This is a genomic window from Nocardioides sp. NPDC127503 (assembly GCF_040302165.1).
GTDB lineage: Bacteria > Actinomycetota > Actinomycetes > Propionibacteriales > Nocardioidaceae > Nocardioides.
Map to the genome: position 1 here is coordinate 70,005 of NZ_JBEORH010000016.1, position 21,973 is coordinate 91,977.

At 70.1% G+C, this 21,973-nt stretch carries 19 protein-coding genes; 11 read left to right on the forward strand and 8 right to left on the reverse strand.

All coding sequences use genetic code 11. The features are described from left to right. The first annotated feature begins 42 nt into the window (after positions 1-42). The 5 genes from ABTW65_RS27355 to ABTW65_RS27375 all read left to right on the forward strand — a co-directional run bounded on the left by ABTW65_RS27355 (position 43) and on the right by ABTW65_RS27375 (position 7,657). Positions 43-1,482: a pyridoxal phosphate-dependent decarboxylase family protein gene (locus ABTW65_RS27355; RefSeq protein ID WP_350666065.1), complete on the forward strand. Its 1,440-nt coding sequence runs from the start codon at positions 43-45 to the stop codon at positions 1,480-1,482. Then, positions 1,479-2,819, forward strand: coding sequence for a lysine N(6)-hydroxylase/L-ornithine N(5)-oxygenase family protein (locus tag ABTW65_RS27360; RefSeq protein WP_350666067.1), 1,341 nt, complete (start codon positions 1,479-1,481; stop codon positions 2,817-2,819). The genes ABTW65_RS27355 and ABTW65_RS27360 overlap by 4 nt, the downstream gene beginning before the upstream one ends. Further along, on the forward strand, positions 2,816-5,068 hold the full coding sequence (locus ABTW65_RS27365; RefSeq protein WP_350666069.1) for a GNAT family N-acetyltransferase: 2,253 nt from the start codon (positions 2,816-2,818) through the stop codon (positions 5,066-5,068). Before ABTW65_RS27360 ends, ABTW65_RS27365 begins: the two co-directional genes overlap by 4 nt. A 79-nt stretch (positions 5,069-5,147) precedes the next feature. After that, positions 5,148-7,139 carry a penicillin acylase family protein gene (locus tag ABTW65_RS27370; protein WP_350666071.1) on the forward strand — a complete coding sequence of 664 codons (1,992 nt, stop codon included), beginning with the start codon at positions 5,148-5,150 and terminating at the stop codon, positions 7,137-7,139. Continuing rightward, a complete protein-coding gene (locus tag ABTW65_RS27375) occupies positions 7,130-7,657 on the forward strand; it encodes a GNAT family N-acetyltransferase (RefSeq protein WP_350666073.1) in 528 nt (175 codons plus the stop codon). Before ABTW65_RS27370 ends, ABTW65_RS27375 begins: the two co-directional genes overlap by 10 nt. Position 7,658: 1 nt before the next feature. Here the strand turns inward: ABTW65_RS27375 and ABTW65_RS27380 are convergent, their stop codons facing one another. From ABTW65_RS27380 to ABTW65_RS27390, 3 genes are all read right to left on the reverse strand, one after another. Next, complete coding sequence (locus tag ABTW65_RS27380) at positions 7,659-7,994, reverse strand: DUF1048 domain-containing protein (RefSeq protein ID WP_350666075.1); 336 nt, start codon at positions 7,992-7,994, stop codon at positions 7,659-7,661. A 134-nt stretch (positions 7,995-8,128) separates the two neighbouring features. Continuing rightward, positions 8,129-9,424: an HNH endonuclease gene (locus tag ABTW65_RS27385; RefSeq protein ID WP_350666077.1), complete on the reverse strand. Its 1,296-nt coding sequence runs from the start codon at positions 9,422-9,424 to the stop codon at positions 8,129-8,131. A 357-nt stretch (positions 9,425-9,781) separates the two neighbouring features. Then, entirely contained in the window at positions 9,782-10,276 is a 495-nt protein-coding gene (locus ABTW65_RS27390; RefSeq protein WP_350666079.1) for a hypothetical protein, read from the reverse strand. A gap of 98 nt (positions 10,277-10,374) precedes the next feature. On the opposite strand from ABTW65_RS27390, the gene ABTW65_RS27395 reads away from it, so the two are divergent. The 4 genes from ABTW65_RS27395 to ABTW65_RS27410 all read left to right on the forward strand — a co-directional run bounded on the left by ABTW65_RS27395 (position 10,375) and on the right by ABTW65_RS27410 (position 16,540). Further along, positions 10,375-12,651 carry an HAD-IB family hydrolase gene (locus tag ABTW65_RS27395; RefSeq protein WP_350666081.1) on the forward strand — a complete coding sequence of 759 codons (2,277 nt, stop codon included), beginning with the start codon at positions 10,375-10,377 and terminating at the stop codon, positions 12,649-12,651. Positions 12,652-12,662: 11 nt separating this feature from the next. Then, a complete protein-coding gene (locus tag ABTW65_RS27400; protein ID WP_350666083.1) occupies positions 12,663-13,853 on the forward strand; it encodes a zinc-dependent alcohol dehydrogenase in 1,191 nt (396 codons plus the stop codon). 16 nt (positions 13,854-13,869) lie between these two features. Continuing rightward, positions 13,870-15,450 (forward strand): NPN-dependent hydroxyacid isomerase, LarAH14/15/16 family, encoded by a 1,581-nt coding sequence (gene larAH, locus ABTW65_RS27405; RefSeq protein WP_350666085.1) that lies wholly within the window; start codon positions 13,870-13,872, stop codon positions 15,448-15,450. A gap of 157 nt (positions 15,451-15,607) precedes the next feature. Beyond that, positions 15,608-16,540 (forward strand): lysophospholipid acyltransferase family protein, encoded by a 933-nt coding sequence (locus ABTW65_RS27410; RefSeq protein WP_350666087.1) that lies wholly within the window; start codon positions 15,608-15,610, stop codon positions 16,538-16,540. 20 nt (positions 16,541-16,560) lie between these two features. Here the strand turns inward: ABTW65_RS27410 and ABTW65_RS27415 are convergent, their stop codons facing one another. Beyond that, positions 16,561-17,643, reverse strand: a complete 1,083-nt coding sequence (locus ABTW65_RS27415) for a baeRF2 domain-containing protein (RefSeq protein WP_350666089.1) — start codon at positions 17,641-17,643, stop codon at positions 16,561-16,563. Positions 17,644-17,700: 57 nt separating this feature from the next. Further along, entirely contained in the window at positions 17,701-18,135 is a 435-nt protein-coding gene (locus ABTW65_RS27420) for a hypothetical protein (protein ID WP_350666091.1), read from the reverse strand. Between the two features lie 166 nt (positions 18,136-18,301). Between ABTW65_RS27420 and ABTW65_RS27425 the strand changes: the two genes are divergently transcribed. Together ABTW65_RS27425 and ABTW65_RS27430 are read left to right on the forward strand one after the other, a co-directional pair. Beyond that, positions 18,302-18,640 carry a hypothetical protein gene (locus ABTW65_RS27425; RefSeq protein WP_350666092.1) on the forward strand — a complete coding sequence of 113 codons (339 nt, stop codon included), beginning with the start codon at positions 18,302-18,304 and terminating at the stop codon, positions 18,638-18,640. A 7-nt stretch (positions 18,641-18,647) separates the two neighbouring features. Next, entirely contained in the window at positions 18,648-19,520 is an 873-nt protein-coding gene (locus ABTW65_RS27430; RefSeq protein ID WP_350666094.1) for a serine/threonine-protein kinase, read from the forward strand. A gap of 29 nt (positions 19,521-19,549) precedes the next feature. Here the strand turns inward: ABTW65_RS27430 and ABTW65_RS27435 are convergent, their stop codons facing one another. The 3 genes from ABTW65_RS27435 to ABTW65_RS27445 are packed head-to-tail and all read right to left on the reverse strand — an operon-like array spanning position 19,550 to position 21,925. Continuing rightward, positions 19,550-20,215, reverse strand: a complete 666-nt coding sequence (locus ABTW65_RS27435; protein WP_350666096.1) for a response regulator transcription factor — start codon at positions 20,213-20,215, stop codon at positions 19,550-19,552. After that, positions 20,200-21,684 (reverse strand): sensor histidine kinase, encoded by a 1,485-nt coding sequence (locus ABTW65_RS27440; protein WP_350666098.1) that lies wholly within the window; start codon positions 21,682-21,684, stop codon positions 20,200-20,202. Before ABTW65_RS27440 ends, ABTW65_RS27435 begins: the two co-directional genes overlap by 16 nt. Continuing rightward, positions 21,653-21,925, reverse strand: a complete 273-nt coding sequence (locus tag ABTW65_RS27445) for a hypothetical protein (RefSeq protein ID WP_350666100.1) — start codon at positions 21,923-21,925, stop codon at positions 21,653-21,655. Before ABTW65_RS27445 ends, ABTW65_RS27440 begins: the two co-directional genes overlap by 32 nt. Positions 21,926-21,973: the final 48 nt, after the last annotated feature.

Here is a 21,973-nt window from a genome sequence, read left to right on the forward strand (position 1 = left end):
TTAGGTTCGCCTAACCTAATCCCCCCGTGTCGAAGGAGACCAGTGAGCGCACCGCACTTGGAGCATCTGTTCCACCCCGACAATGCTCGTGAGTACACCAGCGGGATCACCGAAGCAATCCGGCTGCTCGTCGACCAGCTCGCCACCCTCTCGGGCCCCACCACCGGGATCTCGCCCGAGTCGGCCGCAGGACCGGTCGCCGAGGTCGACCTGGACAACCCCCTCGTAGACGGCGCCGCAGCGCTGGCCGAGGTCAGCAAGCTGTGGCTCCAGGACGCGGTCTGGTTCCACGACCCCTCCTACGCCGCGCACCTCAACTGCCCGGTCGTGATCCCCTCCCTCGTCGGGGAGCTGCTGATCGCGGCCGTCAACACCTCGATGGACACCTTCGACCAGTCCGTCGGCGGTACGTTCATGGAACGTCGTCTCATCGACTGGACCGCCGCCCGAGCGGGTTACCCGGAGGCGACCCGCGACGGCATCTTCACCAGCGGCGGCAGCCAGTCCAACCTGCAGGCGCTGCTCCTGGCCCGTGGTGAGGCGGAGCGCCGCGGCGTACCTCTGGACCGGCTGCGCTTCCTGACCTCCGCGGACAGCCACTTCTCCATCGCCAAGTCGGCCCGCCTGCTCGGCATGGGCGACGCGGCCGCGATCGCGATCCCGACCGACGCCGAGCACCGGATGGACGTCGTCGCTCTGCGCGAGGCGCTCGACGAGTGCGTCGTCGACGGCCTCGTCCCAGCCGCGGTCGTGGCCACCGCCGGCACGACCGACTTCGGCGTCATCGACCCCCTCCACGCCATCGCCGACGCCTGCCAGGACTACAACGTCTGGTTCCACGTCGACGCGGCGTACGGGGGTGGGCTGCTCGCCTCGCCGAAGTATCGCCACCTGCTCGACGGCATCGAGCGGTCGAACTCGATCACGATCGACTACCACAAGACCTGGTTCCAGCCGGTCTCCTCCAGCGCCCTGCTGGTCCGCGACCTGGCGACCCTGCAGCACGCCTCCTGGTACGCCGACTACCTCAACCCGCGAGAGTCGGAGAACCCCAACCAGGTCGACAAGTCCCTGCAGACCACCCGCCGCTTCGACGCGCTCAAGCTGTGGCTGACGCTGCGCACGATGGGCCCCGACCAGATCGGCGCCTACCTGGAGACCGTCATCGACCTGGCGCGCGAGGTCTACGACATCCTCAGCGTGCAGCCCGACATCGAGGTCATCACGCCCTCCCAGCTCTCCACGGTCGTCTTCCGCTACGTCGACCCGCACCTGGACGAAGACGCTCTCGGCGACCTCAACCGCCGCATCCGAGCCGAGATGTGGAGCGGCGGCCGCGGAGTCGTCGCCGCGACCAAGGTCGACGGCCGGCAGTTCCTCAAGCTGACCCTGCTCAACCCCAAGGCCTCCGTGCAGGACGTACTCGACATCATCGAGCAGGTTCGTACGCTCGGCCGTGCCGTTCCGGAGGTCGCCCGATGACCACGCCCACGACTGTGTTCACCGATGCCCGCGTCCACGACCTGATCGGCATCGGCCTCGGCCCGTTCAACCTCGGCCTGGCCGCCCTCGCCGACCCGATCGACGAGCTCGACTGCCTCTTCCTCGAGAGCCGCGACCGGTTCGACTGGCATCCCGGGATGATGCTCGATGAGGCCACTCTGCAGGTCCCGTTCCTCGCCGACCTGGTGACGATGGCCGACCCGACCTCGCGGTTCAGCTTCCTCAACTTCCTCAAGCAGACCGGCCGGATCTACCCGTTCTACATCCGCGAGAACTTCCTGCCCCACCGGCGTGAGTACAACCAGTACTGCCAGTGGGTCGCCGAGCGGCTCGACTCGGTGCGCTTCGGACAGCAGGTCACCTCCGTGGAGCACGACGGCGAGACGTACGTCGTGACCACCGCCTCCGGTGAGACCCACCGGACCAGGCGGCTGGTGCTCGGGACCGGGACGAGCCCGCGGGTTCCCGAGTGTGCGGCCGAGGCCGTGGCCGCGGAGGGGCCGGCGCTGCACAGCGCCGAATACCTGGCCCGCAAGGACGAGCTCGTCGGCCGGCGCAGCATCACCGTCGTCGGCAGCGGCCAGTCGGCCGCCGAGGTCTACCTCGACCTGCTGACCGCCCAGCCCGACCACGACTACCAGCTGGCCTGGCTGACCCGCAGCCCGCGGTTCTTCTCGATGGAGTACACCAAGCTCACCCTCGAGCTGACCTCCCCGGAGTACTCCGCCTACTTCCAGGCGCTCCCCAGCGAGAAGCGCGAGCGGCTGCTGAAGGCGCAGCAGAGCCTCTACAAGGGCATCTCGGGCGACACGATCGACGCGATCCACGAGGCCCTCTACACCCGGTCGGTCACCGAGGCGGCCGAGACCACGCTGCTGACCAACACCGAGGTGCGCGGCGTGACCCGCACCGAGAGCGGCTACCACCTCGCGCTGCACCACGTGGAGCAGGAGGAGGACTACGAGATGGCGACCGAGGCGCTCGTCCTCGCCACCGGCTACCGCGCCGGCATCCCGGACTTCCTGGAGCCCGTCCGCGACCGGCTCCGCCTGGACGAGCAGGGGCGCTACGCCGCCAGCTCGACCTTCTCGGTCGACACCGCCGACCGCGAGATCTGGGTGCAGAACGGCGAGGAGCACACCCACGGCTTCGTCGCCCCCGACCTCGGCATGGGCGCCTACCGCAGCTCGGTGATCCTCGCCGCCATCCTCGGCCGGGAGCCGTACCCGGTCGAGAAGCGGGTCGCCTTCCAGGAGTTCGGCGTCCCCGACCGCTTCAAGATTCAGCCCGGCCAGGGCACGGAGGAGAACCGATGAGGATCACGATCGAGCCGCTCGAGATCGAGGCCAACCTCGGCACCGTCCACTCCTGGGTGACCCACCCGCGCTCGGCGTACTGGATGATGCTGGACGCCACGCTGGAGGACGTCGCCGCGGAGTACGCGCGCATCGCCGGCCACCCGCACCACGACGCCTGGCTGGGCCGGGTCGACGGCGTACCGGCGTTCCTGGTCGAGACCTACGATCCCGCCCACAGCGAGCTCGCCGGGATCACCCACGTGCCCGACCTGGCTCCCGGCGACCTGGGCATGCACGTCCTGGTCGCACCGACGTCCGGCGAACCCGTCTCCGGCTTCACGACCCAGGTCTTCCGGGCGGTCATGCGGCACTGCTTCGCGGACCCCGGCGTGCGTCGTGTGGTGGTCGAGCCGGACGTTCGCAACGAGGCGATCCGCCGCAAGAACACCGAGGCGGGCTTCGTCGAGCTGCGCGAGATCAGCATCGGCGAGAAGACCGCGATGCTCTCGGTCTGCACCCGGGAGATGTACGCCGCCGCCCACCTGCGCCCGGAGAACCTGGGCGTCGCGCACCGCCACCTGGTGGCAAAGGCGATCGCGGAGTTCAGCCACGAGCGGATGATCGCCCCCGTGGCGACCGACACGGGCTGGGAGCTGCAGGGGCCGTCCTCGACCTACACCTTCGCCGCCCGCCGCTTCCAGCTCGAGCACTGGGAGGTCGACCCGGCCTCGATCGTCCGGCGGACCGAAGGTGCGGAGGCCGAGGTCGACGCGCAGGCGTTCGTCGCCGAGTTCGCGCCCGATCTCGGGATCCCGGAGAAGCTGCTGCCGACCTACCTGGAAGAGCTGGCGGCCACCATCGCCTCGGCCTGCTGGAAGCTCGAGCACCAGACGCTGACCGCCGCCGACCTGGTCGACGCCGACCACCAGAGCGTCGAGGGCGCGATGAGCGAGGGCCACCCGGCCTTCGTCGCCAACAACGGCCGGATCGGCTTCGACATCGACGACCACGCCCGCTGGGCGCCGGAGACGAGCAACGACCTGAGCCTGCTGTGGGTCGGCGTCTCCCGGGACCAGTCCCACCTGGCCCTGGGCCGCGGCGAGGACGAGCGGGGGCTCTACGAGGCCGAGCTCGGCGAGGCGACGCTGGCCCGGTTCGCGTCGAAGCTGCGCGGGCTCGGGCTCGACCCGGACGGGTTCCGCTACCTGCCGGTCCACCCGTGGCAGTGGCGCCACAAGCTGGCGGTCACCTTCGCCGCCGACGTCGCCGCGCGCCGGCTGGTGCTGGTCGGCGAGGGTGAGGACGCCCACCGCCCGCAGCAGTCGATCCGGACGTACTTCAACACGAGCCGTCCCGAGCGGCACTACGTCAAGACCGCGCTGTCGATCCAGAACATGGGCTTCATGCGGGGGCTCTCGCCGGCCTACATGGCGGCGACCCCGGTCATCAACGACTGGGTCGCCGACCTGGTGGAGGGCGACGCGGAGCTGAAGGAGCGGGGCTTCGGGGTGCTGCGCGAGCTCGCCTCGATCGGCTGGACCGGTGACATCTTCCACGCCCTGCCGAGCCCGTCGCCCTACCGGAAGATGATCGCCGCGCTGTGGCGGGAGTCGCCGGTGCCGCGGCTCTCCGAGGGGGAGCGGTGCGCGACGATGGCGGCGCTGCTCCACCGCGACGCCTCCGGTGCCTCGTACGTGGCCGAGCTGGTCCGTGCCTCCGGGCTGCCCGCCCGGGAGTGGGTGCGCAGCTACCTCGACGCCTACCTGCGCCCGCTGGTGCACTGCCTGCTGGCGTACGACCTGGCGTTCATGCCGCACGGCGAGAACCTCGTCATGGTGCTGCGCGACCACGTGCCGGTGCGGATGTTCATGAAGGACATCGGCGAGGAGGTGGCGGTGATGGGTGATCTGCCGCTGCCGAACGAGGTCTCCCGGATCCGCGGGCAGTTCCCCGACGACGTCAAGGCGCTGGCCGTCCACACCGACATCTTCGACGGGGTGCTGCGCTACGTCGCCGCGATCCTCGATGATGAGGGAGTGCTGCCGGAGACAGAGTTCTGGGCCGAGACGCGAGCCTGCATCGTCGACCACGCCGCCGACCACCCCGAGCTGGCCGACGCCGTCGCGCGGTACGACTTCCTCCGCCCGCGCTTCCGCCACTCGTGCCTCAACCGACTCCAGCTGCGCAACACGCTGCAGATGGTCGACATCACCGACCAGGCCGAGTCGCTCATGTTCGCCGGCACGCTGGCCAACCCGATCGCATGAGCGAGCGCGAGCGAGCGAGTCATGGAGTCAACATGCCGCCGCGTCCGTACTCTGGCGCTTGCGCTACGGATGTGGCGGCATGAGCGTTCTCCTGCGGGAAGAGTGGGGCATCCCGCATGTGCGGGGTGCCTCGCTCGCCGAGGTGGCCCGGCTGCAGGGCTGGGCCACCGCGCGGGACCGCGCGTGGCAGCTCGAGATCGAGCGGCTGCGCGGCGAGGGCCGCACCGCCGAGCTGCTCGGCCCGGCCGGGCTCGAGTGGGACGTCTTCGCCCGCCGTGCCCGGCTGGCGGCGGTGGCGAAAGCGGCCTACGAGCGGCTCGACGAGGAGACACAGGGGTTCCTGACGGCGTACGTTGAGGGGGTCCGCTCCGGTCTGGAGGGGGCCTCCTCGCCGGAGCTCGAAGAGTTCGGCCGAGCGCCGGGGACGTGGCAGCCGTGGACGCCGCTGGCGGTGTTCTGGGTGCAGCAGATCCTCTTCGGGTCGTTCCCCTCCAAGCTCTTCGGCGCCCGAGCGGCGCGCGTGCTCGGGACCGACGCCGAGCTGTTCCGCACCGAAGGGTTGACCGGGGGACTGTCCGGCGGTTCCAACGCGTACGCCGTCGGCGGCGGCCGCACCCGATCCGGCGCGCCGATCGTGGCCGGTGACCCGCACCGGGTCTTCGAGGCGCCCAACGTCTACCTCCAGGTGCGCCTGGCCTGCACCGACCCCGACGACGCCTTCGACGTGGTCGGGATGACTTTCCCCGGCGTACCCGGCGTGCAGCACTTCGCGCACGCCGGCCAGGTCGCGTGGGGCATTACCAACGCGATGGCCGACTACCAGGATCTCTACCGCGTCGACCTGCGCTCGGACGGCGATGTGGTGCGGCGGAGCGTGGAGACCGTGCTCGTCCGCGACCAGGAGCCGGTCGAGGTCGAGGTGCTGGAGACCGACCGCGGACCGGTGGTCCTCGGCGGTCTCGACGAGGGCTGGGGACAGGTGCTGCGCACACCCGGCCACGAGCTCGGTGACCTCGGCTTCGGGGCGCTGCTGCCACTGCTGCGGGCCCGTTCGGCCGCCGATGTCGAGGCTGCGGTGGAGCACTGGGTCGAGCCGGTCAACAACTGGGTGATCGCCGACGTGACGGGCGACGTCGTCCACACCGTCGGCGGCCGGGTGCCGCGGCGCGACGACGCGGGGGAGTGGACCGGCTGGGTCGACCCGCTGCCGCGGCGTACGGCGTCGGCCGATGGTTCCGTCGTGACCGCCAACGACCGGTGCATGCCGGAGTTCGACGTGCTCGCGACCGGTTTCGCGCCGCCGTTCCGGGCGCACCGGATCGGCCAGCTCCTCGATGAAGCCGGCCCCCTCGACGCCGAGCAGGCGGTGGCGGTGCTCGCCGACACCACCCAGACCGCGGGCGCGCCGCTGCTCGCGCTGGTCCCGGCCGAGCTGCGCCCCCAGGCACTGGCCGAGTGGGACGGCGCTATGGACGGCTCGCCGGGCGCGGCCTGGTACGCCGCGCTGCGAGACGAGGTCGTAGACCGGATCTGCGCGGCACCGGTGCTCGCGCCGCTGCGGGAGCCGTCGGAGCACGGGCCCCTCTACGAGCCGTGGTTCAGCCTGTCCGCGCGAGTGGCGGGCGCGCTGCACATCATCCTGGCCGCGGAGAAGCCCTTCGGCTTGGATCCGCGAGCGCTCGTCGCTGACGCGGCGAAGGCCGTACGCGACGCCGACCGCGAGCCGGCGCCCTGGCCGGACGAACACCGCTTCTGGCCGCTGCACGCGCTGGAGCAGTTCGATCTACCGCACACCCGGACCGCCCCCGCCACCCCACTGCCCGGCGACACCGACACGGTCCGCTGCAACGCCTGGATCCCGGGCACCACCGTGACCGTCCGGGGCTCGGTGGCGCGCTACGCCTGGGACCTGGCCGACCGCGACAACAGCCGTTGGGTCGTACCCCTCGGTGTCAGCGGTTCCCCGGACAGCCCCCACCACACCGACCAGCACGACGCCTGGGCCAGGGGAGGCGCGGTCCGCGTCGTCACCGACTGGTCCCTGCTCACCGAGGAGAAGACATGCCCCTGACCGTACTAGATCTGGCTGGCCCAGCCCTGACCATTCGTGACCTGAAGCCGTCGGCCGACATCGATCTGCTGTGCGGCTGGCTTCACGACGATCGGGCCCAGTTCTGGGGCATGGTCGAGAAGCCGCGGGAGGAGATCGAGGAGATCTACACCTGGCTGCAGGAGCAGCCCCACCTGGCTGCGTACATCGTCGAGCTCGACGGCGAGCCGGTCGCGCTCTTCCAGACCTGGGACCCCGAGGTCGACGAGCTCGGCACCTTCTATGACCGCCGCCCCGGCGACATCGGCGCCCACCTCTTCCTGGCCGACACTCCCACCCGCAAGGGCTGGACGGAGACCGTTCTCGACTTCTTCATCGAGGAGGTCATCTCCAAGTCCGGCGCCCGCCGCATCGTCGTCGAGCCCGACGCCTCCAACGAGGCCTCCCTCGCCAGGCTCGACGACTACGGTTTCAAACGCGGCCCTGTCGTTCAGCTCCCGCACAAGGTCGCCCAGTACGCCTTCCTAGACCTGCCCTGACTCATGCGAGCTTCGAGGCGACCTCGTTGAGGTTGGCGCGGAGCTTGGCGCGGTACGCGTCGTGCTGCTCGGGCAGCCGTGCGTCGCAGAAGGCCGCCAGGTCGGTCCCGGTGACCTCGATGACCGAACGCCCCGCAGCGGCCTCGGTCTCGAAGAGATCAAGAATCTCGCGCAGGACCTCGACGATGTCCATCCCGTCGCCGGCGGTGAAGCGCCACATGTAGCTCTTCATCTCCGAGTAGACGGTGCGGTAGTCAGCGGGCAGCTCAGCAGCGCGGGCTTCCATGCGCTTCCAGTCCTTCTTGTCACCTACGAGGCGGCTGAGGAGGTTGTTCACGGTGATGCTCCCTTGTGATCGGTTGGTGTGTGTTTCCCGGCTCCCTTGTTTGGGGCCGTGAAAGAAGCGTGCAGCCCTGACGTAGCGTCAAGGTCAAGCACCGATCTGAAGAAAGTTCTCGAGAGCCCTGGACCTCAGGCCGCGAGGGTGTGGTCGAGGAGTACGTCGCGCAGCCCGAACTCAGCCCGGGACAGTGGCGGTGGATCCGGTGCCCAGGTATCGGGCGGCGGGCTGACATACGTATGGCCCGTTGGTGTGATCGTGATGATGCTGCCGTCGGGTCCTGGTCTGGCTCGCCAGCCGAGAGCTTCCTTGGCCTGATTGCACCTTTCGCACAGTCCTTGCAGGTTCTCGGCGCTGGTTTCGCCGTCGTCTGCGTGGGGCTCGACGTGGTCGATGTTGCGGATCGGGGCGTCGCAGCCGTTGGTCCGGCAGATGCCCCCGTCGCGGGTGGTGATGAACTCCGCCAGCCCCTCGGGGGCCTTCCGCGAGTGTGACTCCATCGCCACCAGGTGACCAGCGGGGTCGGTGAAGAGTCGCCGTACGAAGACCTCGGCGTCGGCGAGCGCGTCACGGGCCCAGGCCGCTGGGACGGGGCCGTAGCCCTTGACCATGGCGGGCTGATCGGCGTCGTTGGCGAGGGAGTCGGCGGTCATGACGATCTTGACCTCGATCCGAGGCTTGCTACCAGCCTCACGGCGGCCGGTGACTCGGTCAACGAGGGTGTCGGCCATGACCTGGCCCCGGGTGCGCTCATCGCCTGCGGCCGCAGCGGTTTTCGCGGCCTGATCGAGCGCGGCGAAGACGGCGACGCCGTCCTTGACCGGCAGCAGGGATCCGAGCCAGGTCATCGTGTCGGGTGCCGGGCGGAGGCTGACCCGGCGGTCCTTCTCGGCGTTGGCGGCACGGGCGACGACGGATTCTTGGTCGAGGGTGATGGCAAGCTTCTTGGCGGCGTTCTCGAGCTGCCGCAGCCCCATCGACACCGCCTTCGCCAGCTCACCGCCCGGCCCAGTGGCACAGAGTTCGAAGTCGATGACCCGACGATCCTCCAAGGACAAGCAGGCGGTCTCGCGGGCGAGGATGGTGGCCTGCCATTGCGAGAACAGCCCGGCCTTCATCAGAGCGAAGGTGTGCGGCATCTCGGCGATCAGGATCTTCGCCAGCCCGAGCAGCTTGGCGCCTCTCTCGGGCGAGACCCGCCGCGCCAACGCGATCTGAGAGGCAACCCCTTCGCCAAGTTTGCGGGCCGGAACCCCGGCCTCAGTCTGGCGTGCCCGGACCGCTTCCTCAACACGTACCGCCGCTTCGGCCTGAACCGCCTCAGCAGTGCACTTGACCTCTTCGAGGCGCGCGATCCAGTCGACCAACTCACCCTCGGACGCACCCGCAGGCGGCCCAGCGAGGAGGCGTTCGATGGTCTCGTACATGAGCCTTATTATATGCGACAGAGCACCACGAAACGACCCATTTAAGCAGGTCAAACCACGTTACGCAGTCAGCGAACACGACACCTGAGCACCGCGCCACTCTCTCGCCGCCGCCCCGTTATAGGCGAAATCTTTCTCGATCGTGTGTCGAGTCAAGGATGGCCGAAGGCCACCGCGCAGCGGCGGGCGAAGCCCGTCCTTGACGCGGCGCACGATCGAGAAACAATCAAAGCAAGGGTCGGCGGCGAACCCCAGAAACGAAGAACAGTCGCTAAGCGAGGTTTCCCGCAGAAGAGAACCGTGTTGGTCTCGACACGCCGCCGCCTAGCGGCTCCAGCGGCTCGACCAGCGGGGAAGTCAGTCCGCAACCATCTCAACAAGCCGCCCCATAGCCCCGAGCTCAGCATCATGAACCCCCTGATCAGGAACGATGACAAGCGACCAAAGCCGATTGTCAACAGCAACATTCCCGACAACGAGATCCCCGTCATCGTGCGACTCAATACACACGAACGCCCGAGATCCGACCTCAACAGGCGCAGGAGAAGAGATGCAGTCGTCCCGACTAGCCGAGAGCCCAGCAGAGACAGAGGTGTCAACCAAGGTTGTCACGAAGATCGCGCCCCGGTCGCTGGTGTAGGTGCAGACGTCCTCGTCGGCGGTATGCGACCAGGTGCCGGGGATGGCACTGGCGACCTGACCGGGCTCGAAGAGGCACGGTCCGGAGGCTTCGACGCGGGAGGAGGTCGAGGGGCTCGGACCAGGGCTGCCGGAGGTGGGCTCCCCGGAGCCGCAGCCGGCGAGAGCGGTCGCCGAGAGGACGGCTGCGATGCTCAGCAGCTTCCTCGACACGTACGTCTCCTCGGGTTTGCGGGGGTTCCACGCAGTTTCTCAGGTCGAGCGCGGAAAAGGAGTCACGGGGGTTGCCTCGACGGGGCACAATCGCATCCGTGACCTCTGACCTGGCGCAGGGAAACCATCATCACGACGCCTCCATTCGGGAGCGGCTCGCGGGGCAGCATGTGCTGCTCACGGGAGTGACCGGGTTTGTCGGCGAGGCGCTGCTGCATCTGATGCTGACCGAGGTGCCGGACGTACGTCTCAGCGTCCTGGTCCGGCCGAAGGGGTCGACGTCGGGGGCTGACCGGATCGCGAAGATGCTGACCAAGCCGATCTTCGAGGCTGTCTCGGATGCGCAGGTGAACGTCGTGGAGGGCGATCTCTCCGCTCCGCCGGCGCTGCCGGACGACCTCGACGCCGTCGTGCACTCCGCGGGCGATGTCTCCTTCGACCCGCCGGTCGACGAAGGCTTCGTGACCAACGTCGTCGGCGTCCGCGAGCTGCTCAAGCGGGTCCAGGAGACCGGGCGGGACATCCATTACCTGCACGTCTCGACCGCGTACGTCTCCGGGCGGCGCCGTGGGCACATCCCCGAGGGGCCCGTCGACCACTCCGTCGACGTCGACGCCGAGCTCGCCTGGGGGCTGGCGCAGCGCGCGGCCGTCGAGGAGCGCTCGCGCGGCGTCGAGGTGATCTCCAAGCTGCGCAAGCAGGCCGAGCGAGAGCATGGTCGTGCCGGGCTGATGACCGCCGCCGCTGCCGCCGAGGAGGCGCGCAAGAAGTGGGTGAAGGACGAGCTCGTACGCCTCGGCACCGAGCGGGCGCGGTCGCTGGGCTGGACCGATGCCTACACCTTCACCAAGGCGCTGGGCGAGCGGGTCGTCGAGGCCCACGCCGCAGCAGGGAACCGGGCCACGATCTATCGCCCCGCGATCATCGAGTCGGCTGTCTCCCGCCCCTATCCGGGCTGGATCGAGGGCTTCAAGATGGCCGAGCCGCTGATCCTCGCCTACGGCCGCGGCGAGCTGCCGCTCTTCCCGGCCGCCGCGGACACCCCCGTCGACATCGTGCCCGTCGACCACGTCGTCGCCTCGATCGTGGCCTGCCTGGCCCACCCGCCCAAGCACGGGGATCCGGCCTATTTCCATCTCGCCTCCGGCGACCGCAACCCGGTGACCTTCGGGATGCTCTACGAGACCGTGCGGGCCTACTTCTCGAAGGAGCCGTTCGCAGCCGGTGACCGAGGCGCGGCGCGGCTCCCGGAGTGGACCTTCCCAGGCGGCGCCTCGGTCGAGCGGATGATGGTGACCGGCGAGAGGGTGCACAAGATCGCCGACACCCTGCTCGGTCTTGCCCCGCGCGGCGACCGCACCCGCGGATGGGCGCGCGACCTCGACCGCCAGGGCCGACGGCTGCAGTTCCTGCGGCGCTACCTGGACCTCTACAAGGAGTACGCCCAGGCCGACCTCCGCTTCGTCGACGAAAACACGCTCGCGCTCTACCGGTCGCTGTCGCCGGCCGACCAGCAGACCTTCGCCTTCGACACCGGCGTGATCGACTGGCACGAATACCTCTACGACATCCACGTGCCGTCGGTGACCAAGCCGGTCCGTGAGCTCGACGAGCTGCGCAAGCTGCGGAAGAGGCCGGACTCCGGCCGGCTGCCCCAGCTCAAGGACGGGCGGGTCGCGGCCTTCTTCGACCTCGACGGCACGCTGATGTCCTCCAACGTGATCGAGACCTACCTGTGGCTGCGGCTCGGTGAGCTCTCCGGCACCAAGAAGGCGGCCGAGATCGCCCGGATGGCGAGCAAGGTGCCCGGCTACGTGTGGGCGGACCGCACCGAGCGCGGCACGCTGCTGCGTACGGTCTACAAGGAGTACGCCGGCGCCCGGCTCTCCGAGCTGGACGAGATCGTCGACGAGCACCTGACCACGCACATCCTCGGGCGGCTGGCCCCGGACGCGGTCCGGCGGATCCGGGAGCACCGGGCCGCGGGGCACGTGACGGTCCTGGTCACCGGCGCGATCCGGCCGCTGACCAGGCCGCTGATGCCGCTGTTCGACCACATCGAGGCGGCCGACCTGGCCGTCGACGATCGTGGGTTCTGCACCGGCCACATGGCCGCGTCGCCGCTGGTCGGGGAGTCGCGCGGGGCGTTCGTCCGCGAATGGTCACGCCGCGAGGGCATCTCGCCGGCCGACTGCTTCGCCTACGCCGACTCCCACTCCGACCTCCCGCTGCTCGCGGCGGTAGGGCACCCGGTGGCGGTCCGGCCCGACGTACCTCTGTTCCGGCACGCCAAGAAGTCGCACTGGACGATCGTCGACTGGGAGTCGCCGGGCCACGCGAGCCGGACCCTCGACCCGGCCGGGCTGCACCGATGAGGAGGGGCTGAATGCTCGCGCTCGAGATGTATCGCAGCGTCGCCAAGACGGCGCTGGGGAAGGTCGCCGGCGGGCGGCTGCCGCTCCTGCTGACCGGGGCGGCGGCGCCGCTGCGGATGGTGACGCTCGACCCGCCGCGGGTCGAGCACGAGGGATGGGCGCGGCTGCGGGTCTCGCTCTCCGGCATCTGCGGCTCCGACCTGGGGATGCTGTCCGGGAAGACGAGCCTCTACTTCCAGCCGCTGGTGAGCCTGCCGTTCGTGCCCGGCCACGAGATCGTGGGCGAGCTGCTCGACTCCTGCGGCGACCTGGCGGCCGGGACCCGTGTGGTCGTCGACCCGGTCCTGACCTGCGCGGCGCGTGGGCTGGAGGCGTGCGAGGCGTGTGCGCGGGGCGAGACCAACCGGTGCTCCCGGATCACCGTCGGCGACATCTCGTCGGGGCTGCAGACCGGCTTCTGCCACGACACCGGCGGCGGCTGGTCGCAGCAGCTCTCGGTGCACCGCTCCCAGCTCCACGTGGTGCCGGAGGGCTACTCCGACGAGCAGGCGCTGCTCGCCGAGCCGGTCGCCTGTGCAGTGCACACGGCGCGAAGGGCCGCGGTCAAGCCCGGTGACCGGGTGCTCGTCTCGGGTGCCGGCGCGGTCGGGCTGCTGGCCACGCTGGCCCTGCGCGAGCTCACCGACGCCGGCGAGATCCTGGTCGTCGCCAAGCACGCTCATCAGCGCGAGCTGGCGCTGGAGTTCGGTGCCACCGAGGTCGTCGCGCCGTCGGAGACGCTGCGCCGGATCAGGCGCGCGACCAGCGCGTTCATGCTCGAGCCGGAGATGCTCTCCTCGCCCTACCTGCTCGGCGGCGTGGACGTCACCGTCGACGCGGTCGGCTCGAAGGAGTCGCTGCAGACCTGCCTGCACGCCACCCGCGCGGGTGGCCGGGTGGTGCTCTCCGGGATGCCCGCCTCCGCCGATCTGTCCGCGGCCTGGTTCCGGGAGCTCGAGGTGGTCGGGACGTACGCCTCCTCGCGTGGCTCCGGCGACTTCGCCACCGCCCTCGACCTGGTCGGCCACGACGCCATGTGCCGCCTGGCCAAGACCGTCGCGCCCTACCCGCTCCACCGCTGGCGCGAGGCCCTCGACCATGCCCATTCAGCCGGTCGGCTCGGCACCGTCAAGGTGGCGTTCGACCCCAGACGTACGTCTTGAAGAAGGAGAGTCATCGATGACACGGCCAGGTTTCGTGCTGGAGGTCGACGACCGTACGCCGCCCCTGCTCGTCCACGAGGGGCTCGGGTTCCGGCTGGAGGAGTTCCCGCAGGGCACCCGGGTGGTCTACCCGCCCGAGTCGCTGCCGACGGTGCCCGACGTGGAAGCCGCGATCCGGGAGTCGCTGGAGAACCCGGTCGACTCCGAGCCGCTGCGGGAGCTGATGTTCCCGGGGATGCGGCTGACGATCGCCTTCGACGACCTCTCGCTGCCGCTGCCGACCATGAAGGCACCCGACATCAGGGGCCGAATCATCGAGCAGGTGCTCACGATCGCGGCCGAGAAGGGCGTCGACGACGTCGAGATCATCGCCGCACTGGCCCTGCACCGCCGGATGACCGACGCGGAGATGAAGCACATCGTCGGCGAGCGCGTCTTCCGCAGCTTCGCGCCGCAGGGCTTGCTCTACAACCACGACGCCGAGGACCGCGCCAACCTCGAGCACATGGGCGTCACCGAGAAGGGCGAGGACGTCGAGATCAACAAGCGGGCGGCCACCTCCGACCTGCTGATCTACGTCAACGTCAACCTCGTCGCGATGGACGGCGGCCACAAGTCGGTCGGCATCGGGCTGGCCTCCTACAAGTCGATCAAGCACCACCACAACGCCAAGACGATGGTGCACTCGCGCTCGTTCATGGACCACAAGCACTCCGAGATGCACTCCTCCGCCTGGCGGATGGGCCGGCTGATCGGCGAGCACGTCAAGGTCTTCCAGATCGAGACGACGCTCGACAACGAGGTGTTCGGGAAGCCGTACGACACGCTGCTCAAGCGCGAGTGGGAGTGGTCGCTGCGCGACCAGGCGACGGTGCTCGGCCTGCGCCGCGGGCTGGCCGTCGCGCCGCAGAAGATGCGCCACAAGATGTTCCACGACCTGCGTTCCAACTACGGTCTGACCGGGATCACCGCCGGCGCCGTCGAGCCGGTGCACGAGCTGACCGTGCAGCGCGTCCACCAGCAGCAGCGGGTCAAGGTCGAAGGACAGTCCGACGTGATGGTGATGGGGGTGCCCTATCTCGGCCCCTACAACGTCAACTCGACCATGAACCCGATCCTGGCCGCCTGCATGGGTCTGGGCTACTACTTCAACTCCTACCTGCGGCAGCCGGTCGTGCGCGAGGGTGGGGTCGCGATCCTCTACCACCCGCTCGACGAGGGCTTCAACACCCTCACGCACCCCTCCTACGTCGACTTCTACGAGGAGGTGCTGGCCGACACGAACGACCCGGCGCTGATCGGGCCGAAGTTCGAGGAGCAGTTCGCCACGGACCCCTGGTACGTCCACCTCTACCGCACCTCGAACGCCTACCACGGCGTCCACCCGTTCTACATGTGGTACTGGATCGCGCACGCCCTCGACCACCTCGGCGACGTCATCTGGGTCGGCGGGAACCCCAAGGCCGCGGCGCGGATGGGCTTCCGATCGGCGTCGACCCTGCGGGACGCTCTCGAGATGGCGAGCTCGACCGTCGGCCCGTCGCCGTCGATCACCTACCTGCGCAACCCTCCGCACCTGCTGGCGGACGTCCGATGAGCGCCATCACCGCTGGTCGAGCCGCCGGAGCCGCTAGGCGGAGGCGTGTCGAGACCAACACAGTCGATTCGAGCGCGGACGGGACCGTGTTGGTCTCGACACGGATTCGTTCGTTCCTCACGAATCCGGCTCGACCAGCAGTGACAGGGTGGTCCGCATGAGTGGCTTCTGGAAAGAGACGATGCGCGACGTACGGCTCTTTCAGCGGGGCTGGCGGTGGGGTCACCGGGCGCAGGTGCCGCGGTCGGCGGAGCCGTTCGTGCCGCCGGCGACGACGACGGTCTTCGACAACGAGTGGTCGCGCAAGCCGCCCGCGCGAGCGGTCAGGGAGGTCGCGCAGGCCGGGCTGGAGGCGGTCTTCCGGTCGCAGGTGAAGACCCAGGTCGAGGGGCTCGACGTGCTCGAGAGGCTCGACGGACCGGTGATCTTCGTGTCCAACCACGCCTCCCACCTGGACACTCCGCTGATCCTGCTGAGCCTTCCGGACCAGTGGCGGCGGCGTACGGCGGTGGCGGCCGCGGCCGACTACTTCTTCGACACCTGGTGGCGGGCGGTGGGCTCCTCGCTGGTCTTCAACACGCTGCCGATCGACCGTCGCGGGGGCGCGCTCGCGAACGCGCCCGGGGAGGTGCTCGCCGACGGCTGGTCGCTGGTCGTCTTCCCGGAGGGCACCCGGTCCAAGGACGGCACCGTCGGCCGGTTCCGGTCCGGCGCCGCCTACCTGGCCATCGAGTACGGCGTCCCCGTCGTCCCGATCGCCCACCGCGGCACCTACGCCGCGATGCCGCGCGGGGTGAACTGGCCCGGGAAGGACAAGGCCGGTGGCCGCCGCCAGTTGACCGTACGCTTCGGGGAGCCGCTCCGCCCGGTAGAGGGTGAGTCGATCCGCGAGTTCGCGCCCCGGATCCGAACGGCGGTGGCGAGGCTGCTGGATGAGGACGCCACGGACTGGTACGCCTCGATGCGCCGTGCCGCCGAGGACCGCACCCCCGACCCCGCCGGCGACGAGATCGCCGAGTGGCGCAAGGTCTGGGCGGCCACGGAGTCACCCGACACCGAGCCGGACCGGATCAGGGCCTGGCGGCGCTGATCCGGTGTTGCTGAGTCGGGTCAGGCCCAGCGCAGCAGCGCGGCGACGGGTGCGTCGCCGAGCACGCTGGCGGGCAGGACGCACACCTCCGCGTCGGTGAGGACCGCGGCGGCGATGAGCGCCTCGCTGGCCGGGACCGGACCGGAGACCGGGGCCTCGCCGAAGGTGAGGCCGGGATGGTCCGCCGGATCGAGGGTGTGCTCGGCCAGGGCGCCGGGGTCGATCAGCAGGGTCTCGACGCGGCCGGTGACGAAGGCGTCGGCGACGTCGCGTACGCCGGTGGCCGCGCGCTCGCCCTTGCCCCAGGCCTCCTCGAGCCGTCCGACCAGCGCCGTGCGGCGGCGTACGACCTGGTCCAGCAGCGCGGTGCGGATCGCCTCGTCGCGAGCGTGGTCCCCACCGTCCTCGGCGCGCTGGCCGCTCGACAGCTCGACCACCTCGGCGCGAAGGCCGGCGAGACCCTCGCGCAGCCTGCCCACCGTGGTCGGGTCTCCGCCGACGAGCACGAGCTCGTGGCCATGGTCGCGGACCAGTCTCGTCACCTCCTCGGCGACCTTGTCGGCGTTGTGGCGCCAGACGTTGTCGGTGGTCTGCTGCATACGGAAGGCCGCCCAGCCGACGTTGTCCTGGACCTTGTGGACGTGCTCGAGCTCGTCGCCCTCCACGGTGGTCGTGCTCGTGGGCTGCGGCAGTCCGGAGTCCCACAGCGAGATGTCGCCACCCGTGTGGTCGGCCAGGACCAGCACGAACGGCATCGAGGCCTCGCGCGCGGCGATCCAGGAGCCGAGGTCGGGCAGCGCGTCCCAGGTCGCGACCGGGTTCGGGACCTCGGCGACGGCGACCTCGTCGTAGGCGATCCCCTCGGGCGTCGCGACGACGACCCGCGCGAGCGGGGCCGGCTGGCGTACGTTCGCCTCCAGCCGGTCGGAGACCTGGGCGACGACGCCCGGGGGAGCGCCCTGGGCGGAGAGCTGCTCGCAGACGGCTCGCACCCGGAGCTCCTTGGCGTGGGCCGCGTTCTCCGAGTCCTGGCTGACATCGGCCAGCACGGTGGCGTACGGCCCGGGTCGGGTCAACAGGTTGGTGAATCCAGCGGTGTCCATATCGGTGTGGTACCCACCGACGGGGACTGGCAAACGGGGGCTGGCAGACGGGTCGGATCAACCGGCCTTGCAGGTGACCTCGGTGACGTGCCACTCCTCGTCCTTGCCCTCGCCGGAGCGGGTGACGACGAGGGTGAACACGGACTGGCCGCCGTCGGGGGTCAGCTCCACCGTGGCGCCCGTCTCGGTGAGGTCGGTGGAGGTGATGCGTACCTTCTCCAGGTGGCCGCGCGCATCAGCCGTCTTCTCGGTCGGCGGGGTCTGGACCGAGGGGCAGGCCCGCGCCCACTGAGCGACCAGCTCCGGCTTCGCCTCGACGGTGGTCCAGCTCGTGGTCCGCGCGAACCGGCTTGCAGCCGTCTCGGACTGCTCGGTGGCGTGCTCGCGGAAGCGTGAGCGGGAGTAGCCGTAGCCGGCCACGGAGATCAGCACCCCGACCAGCAGCAGTACACCGACCTTGAGCGCGATCTCGCGCCGCTCGCTGCTTTGCACGGGACGTTCCTACCACCACCGGCCCCAGGACCCGAACCGGCTCGCGGATGAGAGAGCTCTCATGGTCATCTCACGATCACCTCACCGCGGGTCGAGATGGTTCTTGCATGGCGCCGGGAACACCCGGGGCAGAACCTGAAAGGGACGAATGATGAAGAAGCTTCCGATGATCCTCGGTACCGGCCTGGTCGGTGTGGTCGCGGCCGGCGTGTTCAGCTACCAGAGCGCTGCCGCTGTCGATGACGACAGCTATGCCAAGCGTGAGGAGAAGTCCAACACCCAGGTGACCACCGTCGACGATGACGACGACAACGACGCCGACGACGTCACCCGCGACGCCGCCGGCAACGACGACGCGACCAATGGCACCGGCGTGACCCGGGCGACCAAGGACAACACCCGGGACAACACCCGCGACAAGGTCACCCGCGACGACCAGACCAAGGACAACAACACCAACAACAACACGCGGGACGACAACACCAACGACCGGACCCAGGGCTGAGTCGAAGATGACCGACACCTGGGGCCTGGTCCAGGGTGACGCGATCACCCCCGAGCTGACCGCGATGCGGCTGCTCGGGGGCGGCTCGTCGTACGAGGCCTTTCTGGCCTTCGACGAGATCACCTACGGGCCGGTCGTCGCCAAGGTCCTGCGACCGAACCTGATCGACAGCGAGACCAGCCGCAACGCGCTGCGGCGCGAGACCGACGCACTGACGCAGCTGCGTCATCCAGTCCTCGTCCGCGGCCTGCGCGAGGACCTCGAGGGCGAGCGTCCGTACGTCGTGATGGAGCACGTCGAGGGCCCCCGGCTCTCGACGCTGATCCGCCGCCACGGGCGCCTCCCGGAGCAGCAGTACCTGCCGCTGGCGCTCGACCTCGCCTCGGCGCTGCACTACCTGGGCCGCTCCGGCTGGGTGCACCTCGACATCAAGCCGAGCAACCTGATCATGGGCTCGCCGGCCCGGCTGATCGACCTCTCCGTCGCCCGGCCTGTCGCCGCGGCCGCCGCGTTGCGCCACGAGATCGGCACCGACGCCTACATGGCGCCCGAGCAGTGCTTGCCCGGCGAGCGCGGCGAGGTCGGCCCCGCCAGCGACGTGTGGGCCCTGGGTGCGACCCTCTTCCACGCCGTCACCGGCGAGCGGCCGTTCCCCCATGGCGACCCGTCGGCCGCGGACCGCAACGAGCGCTACCCGCAGCTCGTCTCCCAGCCCGGCGACCTCCCCAGACGTACGCCGCCCGAGGTCGTCAAGGTCATCGAGGCGTGCCTCGCCCCGGCCGCCGGTGACCGGCCGGCACCGGCGGAGATCGCCGAGACCGTCTCGCCCGCGCTGGAGCGGCTTCCGCGAGCCTCGCTGGGCGGCCTGCGGATCAGTTGATCCCCCGGCTGATCCCCGGGAGGCCCGGGTCAGGGCTGGAAGCGGTAGCCCATGCCGCGGACGGTCTCGACCCGGGCCGAGCCCAGCTTTTTGCGAAGGTAGCCGACGTAGACGTCGACGACGTTGGAGCCGGGGTCGAAGTCCATGCCCCAGGCCAGATCGAGCAGCTGCGCACGGGAGAGGACCTGCCCCGGATGCCGCAGCAGCACCTCCGCCAGAGCGAACTCCCGCGCCGAGAGGTCGCTCTCGCGCCCGTCGACCCGCAGCCGCCGCGTACGCAGGTCCAGGCCCACCGAACCGGAGCGGAGCTCGCCCACCTCGGCGTCGGTGTTGTCCTGCTGCCGCAGGCGTACGTTGATCCGGGCCCGCAGCTCGGCGAAGCGGAACGGCTTGGCCAGGTAGTCGTCGGCACCGCCCTCGAGCGCGGAGACGGTGTCGTGCACCGAGTCCCGCGCGGTCAGTACGACGACCGGCATCCGGGAGCCCTGGGCGCGGAGCTGGTCGAGCACCTCGAAGCCGTCGATGGTCGGCAGACCGATGTCGAGCACCATCAGGTCGAAGGCGCCGCTGAGCGCCTCCTCGAGTCCCTCCAGCCCGTCGGCGACGGTGCTGACCTGGTGGCCGTCGGCGCTCAGGCCCTTGGCGAGGAAGGCCGCGATGCGGTCCTCGTCCTCGACGATCAGGATGCGGGCCATGCCTCTCCTTCGGTGCGTGCGGGCAGGGTGATCGTGAAGCGGGCGCCCGGTCTGGCGTCCTCGACGCCCACGGTGCCGCCGTGGGCCGTGGCGATCGCGGAGACGATGGCGAGCCCGAGTCCGAGTCCCGGCCGGTCGCCCGAGCCGGTCTCCGCGCTGCGCGCGAACCGCTCGAAGATCCGCTCCCGGTCCTCGGCGGGCACGCCGGGTCCGGTGTCGCGCACCCACAGCCGCAGGGTGCCGTCGACGGTCGCCGAGCCGACCGCGATCCGGTCGCCTGGTGCGGTGTGGCCGGCGGCGTTGTCGCACAGCTGGAGCATCGCCTGGGTGACCCGCTGCGGGTCGAGACGCCAGGTGCCGGGCGTGGCCTCGTCGAGGTGCCAGTCGCGCTCGGCCAGCGCGCTGGCCTTGGCGAGGATGTCCTCGGTGAGGGTGTCGACGTCGACCTCCTCCAGGGTGAGGAAGTCGGGCCGGTCGTGCTTGGCCAGCAGGATCAGGTCGCCGACCAGACGGCTCATCCGGTCGATCTCGTCGAGCGCCAGCCGCCGGGTCTGCTCGACCTCGGCCGGGTCGGACTCGTCGAGGAGCTCGAGGTGGCCGCCGATGATCGTCAGCGGCGTACGCAGCTCGTGACCGGCGTCGTCGAGGAACTGGCGCTGGTCGGTGAACGCCTGCTCCAGGCGGGCCAGCATGTCGTTGAAGTTCCTGGTCAGGGCCGAGATGTCGTCGTTGCCCGACTCGGGCAGCCGGGCGGAGAGGTCGCTGGCGTTGACCGCTCCGGTCGCCTGCCGGAGCCTGGTCAGCGGTGCCAGCAGCCGCCCGGACTGCCAGGCCGCGACCGCGGTGACGAGCAGGGCGAGGAGGGCGGCCACGATCGTGTAGGTGCGCATCGTGCTGCGCAGCTCGGCGCGGTCCTCGTCGAGGTAGGAGACGACCAGGAGGGCGCCCTCGGTGGTGCCCCGGGCGTTGTCCTGCCGCACCGGCTGGCTGGTGATGCGTACCTCGCCGTCCGCGGTGTCGAGATAGGTCGTCCCACCGTTGCGGACCACGTCGCGTGCGGCGCTGTGGAACCGTGGCGAATTGACCAGCGGGTCCTCGGGGAAGTGCGCGCGCGGCCGCCCGTCGACCCAGGCGACGAGGAGCTCGTCGTCGTCGGGCACGTTGCGGCTCAGGAACGTCCGCAGCAGGCCCTCCACGTCGTACGGCGCCCTGGTCTCGGGGTCGATGCCCTCGGTCCGCAGCCTGGAGAACTCGTCGAGCTCCTGCTCCATCTCGCGCGTGGTCGCGGCATCGACCCGGCTGAGCTCGACGGCGTAGACGATGAGGCCGGCCCCGGCCAGCGCGAGTGTGACCAGGAGTGCGACCGAGGCGGTGATCCGGGCGCGCACGGACAGCCCCCGGCGCGGCGGGGGCGGTGTGGTCCCGGGAGGCTGAGGGTCAGTCGTCGTCATGGCGGTCGTCGCGGTCATCGTCGTCGTCATCATCATCGTCGACGGGACCAGGGGTGACGACCGGGACACCCGAGGGATCCGAGCTCGACGAGGAACCCGGAGATCCGGGCGAGGAGGGCGAGACGGTCTCCGAGGGCAGCACGACGGGCTCGCGAGGCGGCGGGTCGTTCTCGGAGGCTCCGGCGAAGGAGCCGGCCAGGTACACGCCGATCGCCACCAGGACGACCAGTGGGAGGACGAGTTTCAGGGTGCGGGACATGACCCTCCGATAGTGCCTGACCACCTGTCCGATGTGGGGGTCCATGAG